Annotated in this window: 18 protein-coding genes and 1 pseudogene; 8 read left to right on the top strand and 11 right to left on the bottom strand. The window is 28.4% G+C overall.

The window, feature by feature from the left end:
- Positions 1–13: 13 nt before the first annotated feature.
- The 5 genes from KEC37_RS01105 to asd form a co-directional block, all read right to left on the bottom strand.
- On the bottom strand, positions 14–1,501 hold the full coding sequence (locus tag KEC37_RS01105; protein WP_223138822.1) for an MFS transporter: 1,488 nt from the start codon (positions 1,499–1,501) through the stop codon (positions 14–16).
- A 75-nt stretch (positions 1,502–1,576) separates the two neighbouring features.
- Positions 1,577–3,586 carry a transketolase gene (gene tkt / locus KEC37_RS01100; RefSeq protein ID WP_223139788.1) on the bottom strand — a complete coding sequence of 670 codons (2,010 nt, stop codon included), beginning with the start codon at positions 3,584–3,586 and terminating at the stop codon, positions 1,577–1,579.
- A 38-nt stretch (positions 3,587–3,624) separates the two neighbouring features.
- Positions 3,625–4,578 carry a transaldolase gene (gene tal / locus KEC37_RS01095; protein WP_223139741.1) on the bottom strand — a complete coding sequence of 318 codons (954 nt, stop codon included), beginning with the start codon at positions 4,576–4,578 and terminating at the stop codon, positions 3,625–3,627.
- A 115-nt stretch (positions 4,579–4,693) separates the two neighbouring features.
- The gene (gene pgi / locus KEC37_RS01090; RefSeq protein ID WP_223139740.1) at positions 4,694–6,355 is read right to left on the bottom strand and encodes a glucose-6-phosphate isomerase; all 1,662 of its coding nucleotides are present in this window, start codon (positions 6,353–6,355) and stop codon (positions 4,694–4,696) included.
- 64 nt (positions 6,356–6,419) lie between these two features.
- A complete protein-coding gene (asd, locus tag KEC37_RS01085; RefSeq protein WP_223138819.1) occupies positions 6,420–7,520 on the bottom strand; it encodes an aspartate-semialdehyde dehydrogenase in 1,101 nt (366 codons plus the stop codon).
- Positions 7,521–7,733: 213 nt separating this feature from the next.
- Between asd and KEC37_RS01080 the strand changes: the two genes are divergently transcribed.
- Positions 7,734–8,327 (top strand): YhgN family NAAT transporter, encoded by a 594-nt coding sequence (locus KEC37_RS01080; RefSeq protein ID WP_223138818.1) that lies wholly within the window; start codon positions 7,734–7,736, stop codon positions 8,325–8,327.
- Positions 8,328–8,404: 77 nt separating this feature from the next.
- Here the strand turns inward: KEC37_RS01080 and KEC37_RS01075 are convergent, their stop codons facing one another.
- Positions 8,405–9,070: an MBL fold metallo-hydrolase gene (locus tag KEC37_RS01075; protein ID WP_223139787.1), complete on the bottom strand. Its 666-nt coding sequence runs from the start codon at positions 9,068–9,070 to the stop codon at positions 8,405–8,407.
- Between the two features lie 179 nt (positions 9,071–9,249).
- Here KEC37_RS01075 and hspQ point away from each other — a divergent pair, with 179 nt between their 5' ends.
- From hspQ to thyA, 3 genes are all read left to right on the top strand, one after another.
- Positions 9,250–9,567: a heat shock protein HspQ gene (hspQ, locus tag KEC37_RS01070; RefSeq protein ID WP_223138817.1), complete on the top strand. Its 318-nt coding sequence runs from the start codon at positions 9,250–9,252 to the stop codon at positions 9,565–9,567.
- Between the two features lie 86 nt (positions 9,568–9,653).
- Positions 9,654–10,514, top strand: a complete 861-nt coding sequence (lgt, locus tag KEC37_RS01065; protein ID WP_223139739.1) for a prolipoprotein diacylglyceryl transferase — start codon at positions 9,654–9,656, stop codon at positions 10,512–10,514.
- Positions 10,515–10,539: 25 nt separating this feature from the next.
- Complete coding sequence (thyA, locus tag KEC37_RS01060; RefSeq protein ID WP_223139270.1) at positions 10,540–11,334, top strand: thymidylate synthase; 795 nt, start codon at positions 10,540–10,542, stop codon at positions 11,332–11,334.
- Between the two features lie 33 nt (positions 11,335–11,367).
- Here the strand turns inward: thyA and rpoD are convergent, their stop codons facing one another.
- The 3 genes from rpoD to rpsU form a co-directional block, all read right to left on the bottom strand.
- Complete coding sequence (gene rpoD / locus KEC37_RS01055) at positions 11,368–13,239, bottom strand: RNA polymerase sigma factor RpoD (RefSeq protein WP_223139738.1); 1,872 nt, start codon at positions 13,237–13,239, stop codon at positions 11,368–11,370.
- An 82-nt stretch (positions 13,240–13,321) separates the two neighbouring features.
- Positions 13,322–15,085 carry a DNA primase gene (dnaG, locus tag KEC37_RS01050; RefSeq protein WP_223139737.1) on the bottom strand — a complete coding sequence of 588 codons (1,764 nt, stop codon included), beginning with the start codon at positions 15,083–15,085 and terminating at the stop codon, positions 13,322–13,324.
- Between the two features lie 70 nt (positions 15,086–15,155).
- Complete coding sequence (gene rpsU / locus KEC37_RS01045; RefSeq protein WP_223139736.1) at positions 15,156–15,371, bottom strand: 30S ribosomal protein S21; 216 nt, start codon at positions 15,369–15,371, stop codon at positions 15,156–15,158.
- A 187-nt stretch (positions 15,372–15,558) separates the two neighbouring features.
- On the opposite strand from rpsU, the gene glnS reads away from it, so the two are divergent.
- Positions 15,559–17,241, top strand: a complete 1,683-nt coding sequence (gene glnS / locus KEC37_RS01040; protein WP_223139735.1) for a glutamine--tRNA ligase — start codon at positions 15,559–15,561, stop codon at positions 17,239–17,241.
- A 3-nt stretch (positions 17,242–17,244) separates the two neighbouring features.
- Positions 17,245–17,702: pseudogene (ybeY, locus tag KEC37_RS01035) on the top strand (rRNA maturation RNase YbeY).
- Between the two features lie 76 nt (positions 17,703–17,778).
- On the opposite strand, the gene cspE reads toward ybeY, so the two are convergent.
- Positions 17,779–17,988, bottom strand: a complete 210-nt coding sequence (cspE, locus tag KEC37_RS01030; protein WP_223138811.1) for a transcription antiterminator/RNA stability regulator CspE — start codon at positions 17,986–17,988, stop codon at positions 17,779–17,781.
- Positions 17,989–18,287: 299 nt separating this feature from the next.
- On the opposite strand from cspE, the gene mnmA reads away from it, so the two are divergent.
- Together mnmA and purB are read left to right on the top strand one after the other, a co-directional pair.
- A complete protein-coding gene (gene mnmA, locus KEC37_RS01025; protein ID WP_223139734.1) occupies positions 18,288–19,391 on the top strand; it encodes a tRNA 2-thiouridine(34) synthase MnmA in 1,104 nt (367 codons plus the stop codon).
- Between the two features lie 38 nt (positions 19,392–19,429).
- On the top strand, positions 19,430–20,833 hold the full coding sequence (gene purB / locus KEC37_RS01020) for an adenylosuccinate lyase (RefSeq protein WP_223139733.1): 1,404 nt from the start codon (positions 19,430–19,432) through the stop codon (positions 20,831–20,833).
- On the opposite strand, the gene ruvX is transcribed toward purB, so the two are convergent.
- Positions 20,788–21,249 carry a Holliday junction resolvase RuvX gene (gene ruvX / locus KEC37_RS01015; protein WP_223139732.1) on the bottom strand — a complete coding sequence of 154 codons (462 nt, stop codon included), beginning with the start codon at positions 21,247–21,249 and terminating at the stop codon, positions 20,788–20,790. The two genes, purB and ruvX, sit on opposite strands and share 46 nt — an antisense overlap.

Below are 21,249 nucleotides of genomic sequence, written 5' to 3'. Positions count from 1 at the left end.
GCAATAGATCTATCTATTTATTAGAATAATTTTTACTAGGACGTAGACCTCTTGGTATTAATACGGCAGAAAAAAAGGCAAATAAGGCTATCAATACGGCAAAAAAATACATCCAGTACATTGATAATTTTACTTGAGATGTGATTACCTCTAAATAATCATTACTAAAAAAATTATGATCGGTAGCAATCAATATTTGTAAAGGATCACGTACTAATGGTAATCTCCACTTTAAGTTAAGGTTTAAAACAGCACTTAATATGGCGGTTCCAAAAGCGGAACCTAACATACGAGTGAAGAGTGTTGAAGCGGTCGCAATACCTCGAATCGAATAAGTGGATTCATTTTGTACAGAAACAAGAAATGTAGTATTACACATACCTGTTCCTATCCCAATAACAAAAGCGGATAATTGAGCATAAGTTATGCTACAATATATATTGATATGAAGTAACATAACACTTCCAAAAAATAACAAACTTGCACCAAGTAACGCTACAAATCGATAAGAAGTTTGAAGCATTAAACGACCGCTAAGAGTGCTAGCCAATGTCCAACCTATAGACATTACTGCTAATGTCCATCCGGCTTGAAATGGACTACCACTAATAATTGCTTGTATATAGGTAGGCAAAAAAGCAGCAATACCCATCATTGATGCTCCAATAATTAAACTACCAATATTACTCGCAATAATTACTTTATTTTTCCATAATGCTAATGGAAATAGTGGATATGTACTTATTCGTTGTTCTCTGATTAGTAATATACTACTTATTAATGTTAGTATTAATAAGCATATGTTCCAATTTCCTAGATTAGTTCCTGGTAGAAGAAGAAGTAATAAACTACTTATAGCTAAGGTTAAATAACTTATTCCAGCTATATCTAAATCGGAATAGGTATAGTTATGATTTTTATTAGGCATAGAGGGTAAAAATCTCATGAGTAATATTATAGATATTAAACCTAATGGAATATTAATCCAAAAAATTCCTGACCAATGATAATATTTGACTATCATTCCCCCTATCAATGGTCCCATAATCGCAGATATTGCCCAAACACTAGAAAGATAACCTTGTATATTAGCTCTTTCTTCTTGTTTATATATATCAGCAAGAATGGTAGACGCTAACGGAACAATCGATCCTGCCCCAAATGCTTGAATAGCACGAAAAATAATCAGCCATAATATACTCTTAGCAAATCCACACATCATAGAACCAATTAAGAACAATGTGGTTCCAATAAAAAATATTAGCTTACGTCCTAATAAATCTGCTAATCGACCGTAAATAGGAATAGTAATTGATTGAATCAGTAAATAGATAGAAAAAATCCAACCAAAGTAGTGAAATCCTCCCAAATCAGCAATAATATTGGGCATAGCAGTTGCTACAATAGTGACTTCAACTGCAGCCATAAAGGTTGCTAACATACATGCCCAAAATATCCATATCCGATGATGAGGATGTAAACAGAAATATAAGGAAGACATAGAGTATCTAATAGCTAAGAAGATCAATGAATAGGAATGAAGAATGTTGACTTTTCATTCTCTTTCACCAACAATCTAAAGATTGGACTTCTTTAATAAAGCACGTGCTTTATTTATTATATTCTTAATCGTGAAACCAAATACTTCAAATAATTGTTCTGATGGGGCGGATTCTCCAAATCTGTTCATTCCGATAATGAATCCATCTAGACCAACATATTTATACCAATAATCGGTAATCCCTGCTTCAATAGCAATACGTAATTTTACTGATTTAGGCAACACGGATTCACGATATGCTAAGTCCTGTGAATCAAATATATCCGTTGAAGGCATAGAGATTACGCGTATATTATAGCCCTCTTGCTCTAGAATGGTATAGATAGAAACGGCTAAGTTTACTTCGGATCCCGTCGCGATTAAAATTAAATCTGGAATCTGTGTTGGTACTGAATCCTTCAAAATATATCCACCTTTTTCAATATTTTGTAATTGTTCTTTTGTACGTGTTTGCTGTACTAGTTTTTGACGAGAAAGAATTAATGTTGTTGGACCATTCCGTTCAATCGCTGCTTTCCAAGCAACGGCTGTTTCTACTTGATCACAAGGACGCCAATTACTTAAATTAGGGGTCATACGTAAACTAGCTAATTGTTCTATAGGCTGATGAGTGGGACCATCTTCACCTAAACCAATAGAATCATGAGTATAAATCATAATATGTTTGGTTTTCATCATCGCTGCCATTCGTACGGCATTACGTGCATATTCTACAAATATAAGAAAAGTTGCAGTATAGGGTAAAAATCCTCCATAATTAGCTATACCATTACCAATCGCCGTCATACCGAATTCACGAACCCCATAATGTATATAGTTACCCCCCTTATTTTTATGTATAGGATTAGACTGTGACCAAAAAGTTAAATTACTAGGTGTGAGGTCTGCAGAACCACCAATAAGTTCTGGTAGCATAGGTCCAAATGCTTCTAGTGTATTAGAAGAAGCTTGTCGAGTTGCGATATCAACGGGATTAGATTGAAATTTTTCAATAATTGTATTGCTATTTTTGTGCCAATATGTAGGTAGTTTACCGTATATACGACGTTTAAATTCTTGAGATAATTCAGGATATACCGCTTCATATTCTGAGAATATTTTTTTCCAATTTTCTTCTTTTTGCTGTCCTATTGCTTTTGCGTTCCAAGCCTGATATATCTCTTGAGGAATGATAAAAGGTGGTTCTTTCCATCCTAAGTATTGTCTAGTACAGGAAATTTCTTCTTCTCCTAAAGGAGAACCATGTGTATTATGATGTCCAGCTTTATTGGGAGATCCAAATGCTATCACTGTTTTACATATGATTAGTGAGGGTTTACATGTAACAGCTTTAGCATTTTCTATCCCTAATTTGATAGAATTACTATCGTGACCATCAACATTACGTATAACATGCCATCCGTAAGATTCAAAACGTGATGCAGTATCATCACTGAACCAATTTTTCACATTTCCATCAATAGATATACCATTATCATCATAAAAAGCAATTAATTTTCCTAATTTCAGATGTCCAGCTAAGGAACAGGTTTCATGAGAAATTCCTTCCATTAAACATCCATCTCCTAAAAATACATAGGTATAGTGATTAATAATATCATAGTTTGGTCTATTAAATTGGGTTGATAAAGTACGTTCACTAATAGCAAAACCTACTGCATTTGCTAAACCTTGACCAAGAGGTCCTGTTGTCGTTTCTATCCCCATTGTATGACCATATTCAGGATGACCAGGAGTTTTAGAATATAGCTTTCTAAAATTTTTAATATCTTCTATAGAAAGATCATAGCCAGTTAAATGTAATAAACTATAAATTAACATGGATCCATGTCCATTCGATAGAATAAATCTATCACGATTTATCCATTTGGGATTATTGGGATTATGATTCATATAATCTCGCCATAAAACTTCAGCAATATCTGCCATACCCATAGGCGCTCCGGGATGTCCAGAATTGGCTCTTTGAATTGCATCTATACTTAATATACGGATGGCATTAGCAAGTGTTCTTCTTGAATGAATCTTTTGTTGGTGTTGTAATATCATTAAATTATCCTATTTTATAATTCTTGTGCTAAAATAGCTTCTAGTTGTTCTTGATCTTTTGTAAACTGTCTAATTCCTTCTGATAATTTCTCAACAGCCATTGTATCTTTATTATGCTCCCATCTAAATTCGGATTCGGTTAAAGAAGTTGGTTGAGGTAAATATGTAGAAGGATGAAATAATTTTTGTTCAATAGGTTGATTACTATTAGATAGTTCGGATAATAAAATAGGTGCAATAGTTAAACAGTCACAACCTGCAAGTGCAAGAATTTGTTCTTTATTCCGGAAACTTGCTCCCATTATTATCGTCTGATAGCGATGTTGTTTATAATAATTGAAAATATTTTTTACTGATTTTACACCAGGATCCTTCTCTATATCATAGAGATGATTCAAAGGAAGTGTTTTTTTATACCAATCGTAAATACGTCCAACAAAAGGTGAAATTAAATAAATATTAGCTTCCGCACAAACACGAGCCTGAGCAAAAGAAAATAATAAAGTCAGATTAGATTGTATCCCTTCTTTTTTTAACTCTTCTGCTGCTTTAATTCCTTCCCAAGTTGCTGCTAATTTAATAAGAATACGTGATGTGTCAATATCATGCTTTTGATATAAAGCGACTAAATTTTTGGCTTTTTCAATACATTGTTCTTTATTAAAAGACAAACGAGCATCAATTTCAGTCGAAACTCTGCCAGGTATATATTTTAAAATCTCTATTCCAATATTTATGGCTAATTTATCACTAGCATGAGATAATTTGGTAATTTTATCACCACTTATTTTTCTAGCATATATTAATGCATCCTTAAATAAAGATCGATAGACGCTTAATTTTGCTGCTTTTAATATAAGAGAAGGATTGGTAGTAGCATCTTGTGGATGATACTGAATAATGGCATTAATATCTCCAGTATCAGCTACAACTTTAGTAAATTTTTTTAGACTTTCTAATTGATTCATTTTTATACTCCATAAAAATGCAGTATAAAGCAAACTGCAAAAATAAGTATATCTTTATTTAGGATATGCAGCTTTTATTTATACATATACATGAAATTTTACATGATTCTTTTTTTTAATTAATACGCCAATTTTTATAACAGTTAATTAAACCATTAGTAGAACTATCATGAGAATATATACGGTGATTATCGTTTAATTCCTCAATAATTTTTTCAGATAATATTTTTCCTAATTCTACTCCCCACTGATCAAATGTATGAATATTTAGAATTACGCCTTGAGTAAAAATTTTATGTTCGTATAACGCAATAAGTGCACCTAATGTATAAGGAGTAATTTTTTTTATTAAGATAGTGTTGCTTGGACGATTTCCTGCGAATCTTTTAAAATATGATACATATTTTCTTCTATCTCTTTCATCTTCATCTATATCAGAACGAATCCCATTTCCTATATCTTGTTCCATCTTTTGCCCAAATGCTAATGCTTCAGTTTGAGCAAAACAATTCGCAAGCAATTTATTATGATGCTCTAAAAGTGGATTATGGCTAATTGCTGTGGCGATAAAATCACAAGGAACTATTTTGGTTCCTTGATGCAGAAGTTGATAAAATGCATGTTGTGCACTTGTTCCTGTTCCTCCCCAAATAATTGGTCCAGTTTGATATTCCACGGTATTCCCATGACGATCTATATTTTTTCCGTTAGATTCCATATTACTTTGTTGAAGATATGTAGGTAAAAGATACATATATTGATCATAAGGTAAAATAGATTCTGTTTCAGTTTCAAAAAAATTATTATACCAAATTCCTATTAAAGCTAATATTATAGGAATATTTTGATCTATTGGATTGTTTTTAAAAATATGGTCCATAGAGTGAGCTCCTTCCAAAAGTTTTTCAAAATTATCAAAACCTAAGGATAAAGCAATTGATAATCCAACACTAGACCAAAGTGAAAAACGCCCACCTACCCAATCCCAACATTCAAATATATTATTTGAACTAATACCAAAATTTAAAATCGCTTCTATGTTAGAAGAAATAGCAATAAAATGCTTAGCAATATATTTTTCATATTTTGTTATTTTTAAAAACCAATCTTTAACACTATACGCATTTTGCATCGTTTCTTGAGTAGTGAAAGTTTTGGATGCAATTAAAAAGAGAGTAGTTTCTGGCTGAATTTTTTTAAGAGTTTCAGTAAGATGTGTCGCATCAATATTAGAGATAAAATGAATATTGAGATGATTTTTATAAGGTCGAAGCGCCTCCGTAACCATATAAGGACCAAGATGAGAACCGCCGATTCCAATATTGACAATATCCGTAATATTATCTTTATTATATCCTTTCCATTCACCATTAATTACTTTTTCGCAAAAATTTTTCATTTTTTCCAAGTTGGTATTGACTATTGGCATAACATTTTTACCATCAACTAAAATGGATTGATTTGTTCTATTACGTAACGCAACATGTAATACGGCACGATTTTCAGTACGATTAATTTTTTCTCCACGGAACATAGAAGAAATAGCATGTTGTAAATTACACTCTTTAGCTAAATTGAATAAATATCTCAAAGTATCATATGTAATTCTATTTTTAGAAAAATCTATTAGTATTTTATTTTCAAATGTGAGTGAAAAATTATTAAATCGATGTGGATCTTGTTCAAATAGATCTTTCATATGTAAATTTTTTATACTATGAAAATGTTTTTGTAATTCTTTCCAAGATTGTGTTTGAGTAGGGTTAATATTTTTCATCGTTTTGCTAAGATCAATAATAAAAAATGTTTAAATATCGAATAGAAAGATATTAATCAATTTTTTATATTAAGTATTTTAATATTCGTCTTAGAGGTTCGGCCGCACCCCATAATAGTTGATCTCCTACGCTAAATGCCGAAAGATATTTTTTTCCTATATGAAGTTTACGTAAACGACCTATTGGAATACTTAACGTACCTGTTACTGTGACAGGAGTCAACTCTTTCGTTACTATTTCACGATCATTAGGAATAATCTTCACCCAATTGTTATGATTAGATATTATATCTTCTATTTCTTTTAGAGAAATATCTTTTTTTAATTTAATAGTAAAAGCTTGACTATGACATCGAAGTGATCCTACCCTTACACATATACCATCTATTGGAATGGTATGAGAGCTATTCAGAATTTTATTAGTTTCCATTTGACCTTTTGCTTCTTCTCTACTTTGACCATTTGCTAATTGTTCATCAATCCATGGAATAATATTTCCAATTAATGGTACCTCAAACTCATCTGTTGATAATTTACCACTACGTATTAAATTCGTAATATGATGTTCTATATCTAAGATAGTTGCAGTATCATTTTTTAAGATAGATTTTGATAAATTATATAAAGAGAGCATTTGTGTTATTAATGCTTTCATATAACGAGCACCTCCTCCAGATGCCGCTTGGTATGTAGATACAATTACCCATTCTATACAATCATACTGAAATAATCCTCCTAATGCCATTAACATAAGGCTAACAGTACAATTTCCTCCTATAAAATTTTTAATACCTTTATTTATCCCATCTTCTATCAATCTATGATTAATTGGATCTAAAACGATAATAGCATCATCTTGCATACGTAAATATGAAGAAGCATCTATCCAATAACCTTGCCAATTTATTTCTCTTAATTTTGGATAAATTTCTTTTGTATAATTTGTACCTTGACAAGTTATAATAATATCCATCTCTCTTAAAAGATCTAAATTTTTTGCATCTTTTATATTATATTGATTAGAATCTAGTGTGATGTTTTGATCATATTGAGAAGTAGAAAGAAAAATTAATTGAATATAGTCTAAATCATGTTCTTCTAACATGCGTTGCATAAGTACGGAACCTACCATACCACGCCATCCAACAAAACCAACTTTTTTCATGTTACAATTCCTATAAGATATGATAATAAAAATTCTAGTATTCAATACAGATTGAAAATTAAATTATTATATAATGTAATCAAATAATTGTAAAAATAAGGATTATAAATAATGCTGATTAAAAATTAAAAGTTTGATCGAACTCAATAAGTTAAATTATTTAACATATTGATTGTAATTATAACAATGAAAAGAGAACAGAAGGGAATTATAATGAAAGAGATGATATCCGCCACTGTATTATTATTTTTAATAATGGATCCACTTGGAAATTTACCAATTTTTATGTCTGTATTAAAAGATTTAGATCCAAAAAGAAGACGATCTATTGTAATTAGAGAAATGTTAATAGCATTATTATTAATGCTTATTTTTCTTTTTGTAGGTGAACATATTTTATCCTTCCTTAATTTACGTACAGAAACTGTTTCAATATCTGGAGGCATTATCCTATTTTTAATCGCTGTTAAAATGATCTTTCCTCCTCAAGAAGGAAATAGTGTAGGTTTATCTTCAGGAGAAGAACCATTTTTAGTTCCATTAGCAATTCCATTAGTAGCTGGTCCCTCTGTATTAGCCGCATTAATGTTACTATCTCATCAATATCCTGATCGTATAAATCATCTAACTATTGCATTATTAATTGCTTGGGGTTTATCCGTGTTAATTTTGATGTTATCAAATTTATTTTTATATTTTTTAGGAGATAAAGGAGTGAGTGCATTAGAAAGATTGATGGGTTTAATTTTAGTAATGATTTCTATTCAAATGTCACTTGATGGAGTACAAGGATATTTACAAAACTAAATAATATTATTCAAAGAAAAAATTCAGAGTGAATCCCGCCTTTTTTTATTTAGAAAAATTTAATCATTAACTTTCATTTAATTATTGGCGGGATTATTTATTGTATTTTTTAAAAAATTTATAACAAATGGATTATTATAACGTTCATGATTTAAAGTAGATTTTTCTCCATGTCCAGGTAGAAATGTAATATTATCTTCTAGAGATAAGAGATAAGAAATTGATTGTAGTAGTGATTGTTTATCACCACCAGGTAAATCAGTACGTCCAATACTTTCTTTAAAAAGTACATCCCCCATAATTATTAATTTATAATTTTTATTCCAAAATACGATATGTCCAGGTGAATGTCCTGGACAATGTAATATAGTAAAATTTTCACATCCTATTTTTATTTGATCTTCGTGATATAACCATCTATTAGGAATAAAAGTAGGAAGAGGATGCCAACCAAAAAAATTACATTGTGTAGATATTTGATCAAATAATATTCTATCATCTATATGTGGTCCAATAATAGGTATAGAATAATAATTAGATAATTCTAATGCACCACCAATATGATCAATATGACCGTGAGTAAGAAGAATTTTTGTTATTCTTATTTTGATCTTTTCTATTTCTTTTTTAATGCGATTAATTTCTCCACCCGGATCAAATAATGCACCTTCTTGAGTTTTTTCACACCAAATTAATGAACAATTTTGGTAAAAATTAGTAACTGGAATGATACGATATTTCATCATAAGTATAATAGAGAATATTAATTAAATAATTAGTAGTAATTTATTATATATTTGATATTATTAAAAATAAATCCATTTCATATTATAAAAAAATAATATTGATTATTTTTTTTATTCAATGTAATTTTATTTTTCTCGTAGACATTAAATTTTAGAATTATATTTAGGATTTTTCTATGATTTTCAGTAAATTTGGAATAGGACAACAAGTTCGACATAAATTACTTGGATACTTAGGTGTAATTATTGATATAGATCCTGAGTATTCTTTAGGAAAACCCGCCTTAGATGAAATTGCATCGGATGATACTTTGAGAACTGCTCCTTGGTATCATGTTGTTATGGAAGATGAGGAGGGGAAACCAATACATACTTATTTAGCTGAAGCTCAATTAAGTTATGAAAGTACTTTAGAACATCCAGAACAACCTAAATTAGATGAATTAGCTCAATCTATTCGCATACAATTAAAAATACCTAGATTAAAAAATTAATTTAGATATAGAAAAAAATAGTATGCTTATTTATTAAAGTAATAAAGCAATGATTATTTTTCTTTTATGTATGAAAGAGAAATATAATGTATTTATCTTTTCCTCAAATTGATCCAGTTATTTTTTCTATTGGTCCATTTTCTTTTCATTGGTATGGACTCATGTATATTTTAGGATTTATATTTACTATACAAACTACTAAAAAAAGATTAAATAAATGTCATTTTTTAAATGAAAAAAATTTGGAAGAATTACTTTATTATAGTTTTTTTGGTGTGGTTTTTGGTGGAAGAATAGGTTATTTTTTATTTTATAATTTATATTTTTTTATTAAAAATCCTATCTGTATTTTTAAATTTTGGGAAGGAGGAATGTCTTTTCATGGAGGTTTAATTGGTGCATCTTTAGTATTATTACTATATACTAAATATAATAATTTTAACTTTTTTAAAATTACTGATATAATAGTACCATCAATACCATTTGGTCTTGGAATAGGAAGAATAGCAAATTTTATTAATGGTGAATTATATGGTAAAGTAGCTATAAATATACCTTGGGCAATATTATTTCCTTCTACAAGAGAATTGGATATAACATATATATTTCATAATCCAGAATGGTATTTAATATTTAATAAATATGGTGTTTTACCAAGACATCCTTCTCAAATATATGAAATGATATTAGAAGGTTTAATATTATTTATCATATTAAATTATTTTTATAATAAATCTCTTCCAGTTGGAAGTATATCGGGAATATTCTTAATATTATACGGGATATTTCGTATAATAGGGGAATATTTTCGTCAACCCGAAATTTATTTTTATATATCTAATAATATTATTAGTATGGGACAAATTCTATCCTTACCAATGATTGGGATAGGAATAGTAATAATATTCTTTTCTTATAGAAGAAGAAGATCTACCTACATTCAATAAAATATAATAAATTTTATTAAATATTATGAAACAATATTTAAATTTAATGAATACCATTCTCATGAAAGGTATTTATAAATTAGATAGAACAGGAACGGGAACTCTATCGATTTTCGGTTATCAAATGCGATTTAATCTACAAGAAGGATTTCCCCTGATTACTACGAAACGTTGTAATTTACGATCGATAATATATGAACTATTATGGTTTCTTAATGGAGATACCAATATTTCTTTCTTAAAAAAGAATAATGTTTCTATCTGGAATGCTTGGGCAGATAGTCAAGGAGATTTAGGACCCATATATGGAAAGCAATGGCGTGCATGGAGCTCTAACAACGAGAAACCTATTGATCAAATAAGTAAAGTAATTGAACAAATTAAAAGTGATCCTCATTCTCGTCGTATTATTGTATCTGCTTGGAATGTGAGTGATATTGATGAAATGGCTTTAGCACCTTGTCATGTTTTGTTTCAATTTTATATTGCTGAGAATACTCTTTCTTGTCAATTGTATCAAAGATCTTGTGATGTTTTTATTGGTTTACCATTTAATATAGCTAGTTATGCACTATTAATTCAGATGATTACACAACAGTGTGATTTACAACTAGGAGAATTTATATGGACTGGAGGAGATGTACATCTTTATGTCAATCATGTAAAACAAGCTCACTTACAGTTAAATAGGAAACCACGTATCTTACCAAGGATAGTAATCAATAGAAGACCAAAATCTTTATTCGATTATTGTATCGAAGATTTTGAATTATATAATTATGATCCTCATCCACCTATTAAGGCTAAAGTAGCTATATAGATAGTAATTTAATCATCCATCATAGTAATTAATTTAATCATCTAAAAAACTACGTAATAATTCTGAACGACTTGGGTGTCGTAGTTTTCTTAGTGCTTTTGCTTCTATCTGTCTTATTCTTTCACGTGTTACATCAAATTGTTTACCTACTTCTTCCAATGTATGATCGGTATTCATATCAATACCAAAACGCATTTTCAATACTTTGGCTTCACGTGTGGTAAGACTTTCTAATACTTCATGAGTTGCTGAACGCAAACTCTCGGATGTTGCTGATTCTAATGGTAATTCTAAGTTAGTATCTTCTATAAAATCTCCAAGATGTGAATCTTCATCATCTCCAATCGGGGTTTCCATAGAAATAGGTTCTTTAGCAATTTTTAAGACTTTTCGAATTTTATCCTCTGGTATTAGCATTTTTTCAGAAAGTTCTTCTGGAGTTGGTTCACGTCCTGTTTCCTGTAGCATCTTTCTAGATATACGATTTAATTTATTAATAGTTTCAATCATATGTACAGGAATACGAATAGTACGAGCTTGATCAGCGATAGAACGTGTAATAGCTTGACGTATCCACCATGTAGCATATGTAGAAAATTTATATCCTCGTCTGTATTCGAATTTATCTACTGCTTTCATCAATCCTATATTCCCTTCTTGAATAAGATCTAAAAATTGTAAGCCTCTATTTGTATATTTTTTCGCAATAGAAATCACTAAACGTAAATTAGCTTCAACCATCTCTTTCTTAGCACGACGCGCCTTAGCTTCTCCAATAGACATACGGCGGTTAATATCTTTTACTTGTTCAATAGTTAATCCTGTTTCTTCTTCTATTTCACGAAGTTTTTTTAAACTATGTATAATATCTTTATCTACTTCACGGAGTTTTTCCGACCACTTTTTATTCATAGTTAGGGCATTTTTTAACCAAATATCGTTAGATTCATTTCCTGAAAACAATAAAATAAAAGTATTTTTCGGCATTTTACTAACTTCAACACATAATTTCATAATTAAACGTTCTTGATTTCGTACTCTTTCCATCATTTTATGCATTTTATTTACTAAATAATCGAATTGTTTCGGAACAAGACGAAACAATTTAAATATTTCAGATAATCTGATAATTTCTTTCATTGATTTAATATGATTACGTCCATTTTTTTTGATGGTATTTCGAGTAATTTCATATTGTTTGCGTAATTCTATAAATTTTATTCTTGCTAATTCAGGATCAACATGACTATCATCCTCAGTATTATCATTGTTCTCATCATCGGTGATATGATCGTCATCGGCAATTTCGGGACAAGTAAAACTAGAATTAATATGAGTTGGTGGTAAGTTAATATTTTCTATTATATTATTGTCTGCTTCTATATTCATATCAATGAAACCACTAATTATATCAGATAAACGTACTTCACCTTCTTCAACCTTGTCATATTGTTCTAATAAGTATCCAATAGCTTCAGGATACTCAGCAACTGAAGATTGTACTTCATTAATACCGTCTTCTATACGTTTTGCTATATCAATTTCCCCTTTCCGTGTTAACAATTCCACAGTACCCATTTCACGCATATACATACGTATAGGATCAGTAGTACGACCTATTTCAGTACTAACACCGGATAAAACTTGTTGTACGGCTACTTCTGTTTCTTCTTCATCGGTAGGATCAGCATCTTCATTTGCTAATAATAAATGATCAGTAGTATCTGGAGTTTTTTCCATGACTTGAATACCCATATCATTGATCATTTGAATAATATCTTCAATTTGATCACTATCCACAACATCATCTGGAAGATGATCACTTACTTCTGAAAATGTTAAATATCCTTGTTCTTTACCACGTGTAACAAGTAATTTAAATTGTGATTGGGAATTGTGTTCCATAGGTAATTTCCGTAATGCAAAAAGAAAAATTATAATAATTAAATTTTATTTACGGTATTATATAAAAAATATGGTTTGGAATCTAATTTTCATGATGATATTTTGATAAATTCTGATTTAATATCCAAAGTTCTCTCCTTTCTTTCTCTGAGAGTCCATATTTTCTATCATGAGCAATTAAAATATTTTGATATTGTTCTAATATCGAATCATATACTTTTATTAAAGTATCAATAAATGTAAGTTTAATCATATCTTCTGGAATTTTATGATCCCATATTGCTAACATTTTTAAATTTTGATAAAAAGAATGGTTTCTATAATATTCTAGTAATTGATTGGTATTTAATTTAGGATTCTTATGACATAACTTTATCAAATGAACAAATAAAGGAATACCAGGATTCCTAAATTTTTCTATATCTTTTAGATCAGATATAAATATAGATAAATTTGGATATTGTATTAATAATCCTATTAAAATACGCATTGTAGTATGTTTTATTTCAATATGAAATAATTTATTATTATTCATTTTAAATATAAATTTTTCAAGTTGATTATCATCAATAATACCAAGTTTATTAGCTAATTTTTTACGTAAATATAGACGAAAAATATCTCCAGGAATTTTATTAATTAATGGAAATGCAATTTTACTTAATTTTATATATCCTTCAGGATTATTCAAATCTGCCTTTAACATTAATTTATCGACAAGGACATTTGATACCGATTCTGCATTATTAATTAATCTTTCAAATGCATGTTTCCCTATTTTTCTAATTAATGAGTCTGGATCTTCTCCTTCAGGCAGAAATATAAAGAATAACTGACGTTCATCTGTTAAAGATGATAGAGCAATTTTTAACGCTCTCCAAGATGCTTTTCTTCCAGATATATCTCCATCATAACAAAATATAATTTTATCTGTTATTTGATATAAATTTTTTATTTGTTCTTTTGTAATCGCATTGCCCAGAGAAGCAACTACATAGTTAATACCAAATTGTACTAATGTTAATACATCTATATATCCTTCTACTACTAGAATTTGCGGGATTATATGTTGTTGTTTTTTTATTTCAAAGATACCGTATATATAGCGATTTTTATGAAAAATTTCGGTATTAGGAGAATGAAGATATTTGGGTGTACTACTATTATTCTCATCTATATCTATAATTCTACCTCCAAAAGCTATAATGTTTCCATATTTATCTCGAAGAGGAAACATGATTCTATTACGAAATCTATCATAGATATGTTTATCGTCGTCTATATTAGAATTTATAATCATTCCTAGTTTTTTAAGAAAATTAAAATTTTGATTATAATCACCGAATTTTTTTAATAAACTATTCCATGTAGGTAAAGCAAATCCAAGTGAAAATGTATCAATAATTTCTTGATTAATTCCACGTTTTTTTAAAAATATATGAGCTTTTTTTAATTTTATATTTTTTTTATAAAAAGAATTTAATTTTCTCATGAATTGATACAATTCAAATCGTTTAGATATTATCGTATTTTTATACTTTACATGATTATAAGGAATTGTTAATCCATGAAACATAGCTAATGCTTCAATAGTCTCAATAAATTGAAGTTGTTCATAGTTCATTAAAAAATCTATTGCATTACCATGTACTCCACATCCAAAACAGTGATAACATTGTTTTTCATTATAGACAATAAAAGATGGATTTTTTTCATTATGAAAGGGACAATAAGCTTGATAATTTTTACCTATCTTTTTTAAATTTATTCGTGAATTAATTAGAGTACTAATATCAGTACGCGAAAGTAAATCATTAATAAATGTACGAGGAATCCATTGATTCATTTGACTACTTATATATATAAAAATATAAACTAAGAATTTTTATATATAAAAATTTTTACTATTTTATAGATTAAATAAAAAAACGACGATTTTTTTTTTCTCTTGTAATTTTTTTTATATGACGTTTTACCGCTGATGCTTTAGCACGTTTTCTTTCAGTTGTTGGTTTTTCGTAAAATTCTCTACGTCTTACTTCGGCTAAAATACCTGCTTTTTCACAAGATCGTTTAAAACGACGTAAAGCTATATCAAATGGTTCATTTTCGCGAACTTTAATTATTGGCATTGATTTTCTCTCTAAAATTGAAAAGAATTTTCTCTGAAACGACGGCGATTTTACTGAAGATGAATAAATTTGTAAAGTAATTTTACCATTTAAACATAGATAGTATAGATATTTATATTGAAAGGATTTATAAATAAATCAAATATTTTAGTAAAATTTTAAAAAAAGTGAGGAAACAATAAGTCTAATGAAAAAAGAATCTCTAACAAATTTTATTTGTAATATTATTAACGAAGATCTAAATTTAAATCCGCATATGGTAATTCGTACGCGATTTTCACCTGAACCAAACGGATATTTACATATTGGTCATGCAAAATCTATTTTTTTAAATTTCGAAATTGCAAGAGATTATCAAGGTAAATGTAATTTACGTTTTGATGATACTAATCCAGAAAAAGAAAATATAGAATATGTTAATGCTATTCAACATGATATAAAATGGTTAGGTTTTGATTTGGATGAAGATTCTATTTGTTATACATCTAATTATTTTAAAAAACTATATGATTATGCACTTGAACTTATTCATCAAGGATTAGCTTATGTAGATGAACTCTCTCTAGAAGATATACGTAAATATAGAGGAAATTTTTTTTCTCCGGGAAAAAATAGTCCTTATAGAGAGCGTAGTATTAAAAAGAACTTATATTATTTTTCAAAAATGAGAGAAGGAAAATTCTCTGAAGGAAGTGCTTGTTTAAGAGCAAAAATTGATATGACATCTCCTTTTATAATTTTGCGAGATCCAGTCCTTTATAGAATAAAATTTTCTCATCACTATAATACAGGTAACGAATGGTGTATTTATCCTACATACGATTTTGCTCATTGTATTTCAGACGCAATAGAAAATATTACACATTCTTTATGTACGTTAGAATTTGCCGATAATCGACGTTTATATGATTGGATATTAAGACATATTAGTCTTCATAGATCTTCTTCTCATCCTAAACAATATGAATTTTCTCGTTTAAATATTAAATATTGTGTTATGTCTAAACGTACATTAAATTTATTAGTAACAGAGAAAGTGGTTGATGGATGGGATGATCCTCGTATGCCAACTATATCTGGTTTTAGACGAAAAGGGTATACTGCTTCTTCAATACGTAAGTTTTGTCATCGTATAGGAGTAACTAAACAAGAGAATTATTTAGAAATAGCTGCTTTAGAAGCATGTATTAGAGATGAATTGAATGAAACAGCCCCGCGTGCCCTAGCTGTACTCAATCCTATTCAAATAGTTTTTGAAAATTTACCTCTTCATTATGAAGAATATATTACAATGTTTAATCATCCTACTAAACCAGATATGGGTCACCGTTTAGTAATGTTTAGTCAATCAATTTATATTGATCGTTCTGATTTTCTTGAAAAAGCAAATAAAAACTATAAAAGATTAGTGTTAGGAGAAAAAATTAAATTACGTCATGCTTATATAATTCAAGCCAATTCTGTTAAAAAAGATAAAAATGGCAATATTTCTCTTATTTATTGTACATGTGATATGAATTCCTTAAATAAATCTATTAGAGATATAAAAGAAGTAAGAGGTATAATCCACTGGGTTTCAGCTAAAAAATCGATTTCAGCCGAATTTAGACTCTATAATAATCTTTTTCTTCATCCTAATCCTGATCCTGATAACTCAAAAGAGTCTTCTATAGAGTCTATTTCTCATCTTATCAATCCTAATTCTCTTTTATCTCAGTATGGATATGTTGAAAATAGTCTCATATCGACTAAGCCTGGTGCGATATATCAATTTGAAAGAGTAGGATATTTTTGTATTGATATTAATTGTTCTAGCTCAGAAAAATTAATATTTAATCGTACCGTAAAACTACGTAGTAATTGGAAATAAATTATGAATAAAATTCAACTAAATTTACAAATATCTTGTAAAAATACTATAGGATTACCAATTAAAAAAAATTTTTATATTGGTTAAATGGAATCAAACACTTTTTTAGAAGACCAACTATAATCACTATTCGTATAGTTGATGAACAAGAAAGTCAAATGTTAAATAAAAAATATCGTGGAAAAGATTGTCCTACCAATATTATCACTTTTTTATTTGAATATCCAAAAGAAATGAATTTACCTCTTATAGGTGATTTAGTGATCTGTAGAAAAATAATTGAAAGTGAAGCGAAAAAATATAATAAAAATTGTGAATTTCATTGGGCACATATATTTATACATGGAGTATTACATTTACTAGGATATATACATGATACAGAAAATAATGCTAAAATAATGGAAAATTTAGAAAAAAAAATTATGAAGAAATTTGGTTATCCAGATCCTTATAATGATTGAGATTTAATAAAAACTAAATCTCCCTATTAGGAGATTTAGTTTTTATTCTTATTTGATAGATAACTACAGAGAACAACTATAAGGCTACTACATTAACTGCGGAAGGTCCTTTTTGTCCATCTTGAACTTCAAATTCTACATCTTGTCCTTCAGATAACGTTTTAAATCCATTTCCTTGAATAGCAGAGAAATGTACAAAAACATCTTTACTACCATCAGCCGGAGTGATGAATCCAAAACCTTTAGATTCGTTAAACCATTTCACTTGGCCTTTTATCTTTGCCATGATACATATTTCCTTTGGAGTATTAAAATCATAATATAAAAGTAGAACAAAATTCAATTAAAAAAAGAAATTTCTTGTAAATAACATTTTATAATTAAATGAAAATAATCAATATTCTTTAATATATGAATCGTATATTCTAATCTACAATAAATTATTATTATATATATTCTAAAATATAGCAATATATTTTCTATAAATTTTATATTTTTTTACTTTTATAACAAAGATTTTATTATAATCATTTTTTTTCATTTATTCTTAATAAAATTTATCTTCTCTAAAAGAAGGAGAGTTTTATGATAAATAATAAAAAAAAAGTAATTGTTGCCTTATCGGGAGGAGTAGATTCTTCTGTTTCTGCATGGTTATTAAAAAAACAGGGTTATAAAGTAGAATGCGTATTTATGAAAAATTGGGAAGAAGATAATCAAACGGAATGTTTTGCAAAAAAAGATTTAGCTGATTCAGAAGCTATTTGTGATATACTAAATATAAAATTACATATTATAAATTTTTCTGCTGAATATTGGGATAATGTTTTTAAACCATTTTTATTACAATATCAATTAGGATATACTCCTAATCCTGATATATTATGTAATAAAGAAATAAAATTTAAATATTTTTTAGAACTTGCTAAAGAAGATATTGGAGCGGATTATATTGCTACTGGTCATTATGTACGTCGTTTAGATTTAAAAAAAGAAACTCGACTATTAAAAGGTATTGATAAAAATAAAGACCAAAGTTATTTTTTATATTCATTACATTATAAACAAATAGCACAGTGTTTATTTCCTATAGGACATTTGAATAAGAAAGAAGTACGAAAAATTGCTCAAGAATTAAAATTTATCAATGCTAATAAAAAAGATTCTACAGGTATTTGCTTCATTGGTAAACGTAAATTTAGAGATTTTTTAAGTATTTATTTACCAAATAAACATGGACCGATTGTTACTACAGAAGGTCATGTTATAGGAAAACATCATGGGTTAATTCATTATACTTTAGGTCAAAGAAAAGGAATAGGTATTGGAGGACTTGCTCAATATAATGGAGATCCATGGTATGTGGTAGAAAAGAATTTATTATTAAATCAATTAATTGTAGCACAGGGTTCTCAAAATCCAAGATTAATGTCTACCAATCTTATAGCTAAATCAGTTAATTGGATTAATGGAATACCGATCAATAAATCTTTTCGTTGTACAGTAAAAACTCGTTACCGACAAAGAGAAACCGGTTGTATAATTCAACCTATTAATGAAAATCGTATAAAAGTGATATTCGATGATCCAATAGCAGCGGTGACTCCAGGACAGTCCGCAGTATTTTATCTAGACGAATGTTGCCTTGGTGGAGGTATTATAGAATCTCATCAAACTTTATCCTTTTAATTTATTCTATTTATTATATTAAAAATGGAGAATTATTAATGAAGATTTCTTCTGTCTCTCTCTTTGCTCTATCTCCATTAGATGGTCGATATCAAAAACAAACTAATATATTACGTCCAATTTTTAGTGAATTTGCTTTAATAAAATTTCGTTTAAAAATAGAAATATATTGGTTAAAAAAATTATCATCTTGTAATGAAATTACCGAATTATTGCCTTTTAATCATTATATAGAGAAATCTCTTAATAATATTATTTATAACTTTAATATAAAAGATGCTAAACGTATAAAATCTATAGAAAAGACAATTAAACATGATGTTAAAGCAATAGAATATTTTTTAATAGAAAAAATAAGAGTAAGAGATATATCTAAAATAAGTAATATTATTAGTTTTATTCATTTTGGTTGTACATCCGAAGATATTAATAATCTTTCTTATGCATTAATGCTTAAAAAAGCTCGTCAAGAAGTTATATTACCGACATGGTCTAAGATTATCAATCTAATAAAAAATCTTGCTATAAAATATAAAAAAATTCCTATACTTTCTCGTACTCATGGACAACCAGCCACACCTTCTACTATTGGGAAAGAAATGGCGAATTTCTCCTATCGTTTAATAAGACAATACCATCAATTAAAATTAGTAAAAATATTAGGAAAAATGAATGGTACCGTAGGAAATTATAATGCACATAGAATAGCTTATCCTAATATAAATTGGATTCTTCTTAGTAAAGAGTTTGTTAAGTCTCTTGGTATTCATTGGAATCCTTATACGACTCAAATAGAACCTCATGATTATATGGCGGAATTTTTTGATTGTATAAATCGTTTTAATACAATTTTAATTGATTTCAATAGAGATATGTGGGGATATATTGCTAGAGGAATTTTTACACCATGTACAATTTCTTCCGAAATTGGTTCCTCAATTATGCCTCATAAAGTTAATCCTATTGATTTTGAGCACTCTGAAGGTAATCTTGGTTTAGCAAATGTTATAATGAAACATTTTTCAGCCAAATTACCTATTTCTCGGTGGCAAAGAGATTTAACAGATTCTACTGTATTACGTAATGTTGGATTAGCTATAGGATATTCACTGATAGCTTATTTTGCTTTATTAAACGGTATAGAAAAACTAATCATTAATAAAAATTATGTTTTAAAGGAATTAAATCAAAATTGGCAAATATTAACAGAACCTATCCAAATGGTAATGCGTCGATATGGAATTAACAATGCTTATGAAAAACTAAAAAAATTTAGTAGAGGTAAATATTTAAATGCTGTAGATATACATGAATTTATAGATTTACTTCCGTTACCAGAAAAAGAGAAAATTCGTTTGAAAGAGATGTTACCTTGTAGTTATATTGGTTATGCAATTCAGTTAGTAGATGAATTAAAAGTTTTAGAAAAGATGTCTCTTTGATCTCTATTGGAAAGCCAACTTTCTAAGAGAACGACTGCAGATAGAGAATCTATTTTATTTTTTTTTAGAGCACGATACCCACCCATTAAAAATAGATTATTTTTAGCTTCAACAGTAGTAAGACGTTCATCATATAATATTACTTTAATTTTAAATAGTATATATAATTGATTAGCGAATAGACGTGATTTTATAGAAATGAATTGTTCACTCCCATCCATATTTAATGGTAAACCAACTATAATAATAGTTGGAAGCCACTCCATAATAATCTTTTCTATTTGTGTCCAGTTTGGAATTCCTTTTTTCGCTATACAAGATTTAAGAGGTTGAGCCGTACAAGTAATATATTGACCAACCGCTACTCCTATATTTCTCATTCCAAAATCAAATGCAATAATGTTATGACGAATCAT

Origin of the sequence: Candidatus Schneideria nysicola, from assembly GCF_019923565.1 — a bacterium.
GTDB classification, from domain to species: Bacteria; Pseudomonadota; Gammaproteobacteria; order Enterobacterales; family Enterobacteriaceae; genus Schneideria; species Schneideria nysicola.
This window is presented reverse-complemented; position numbering and strand designations above follow the sequence as displayed.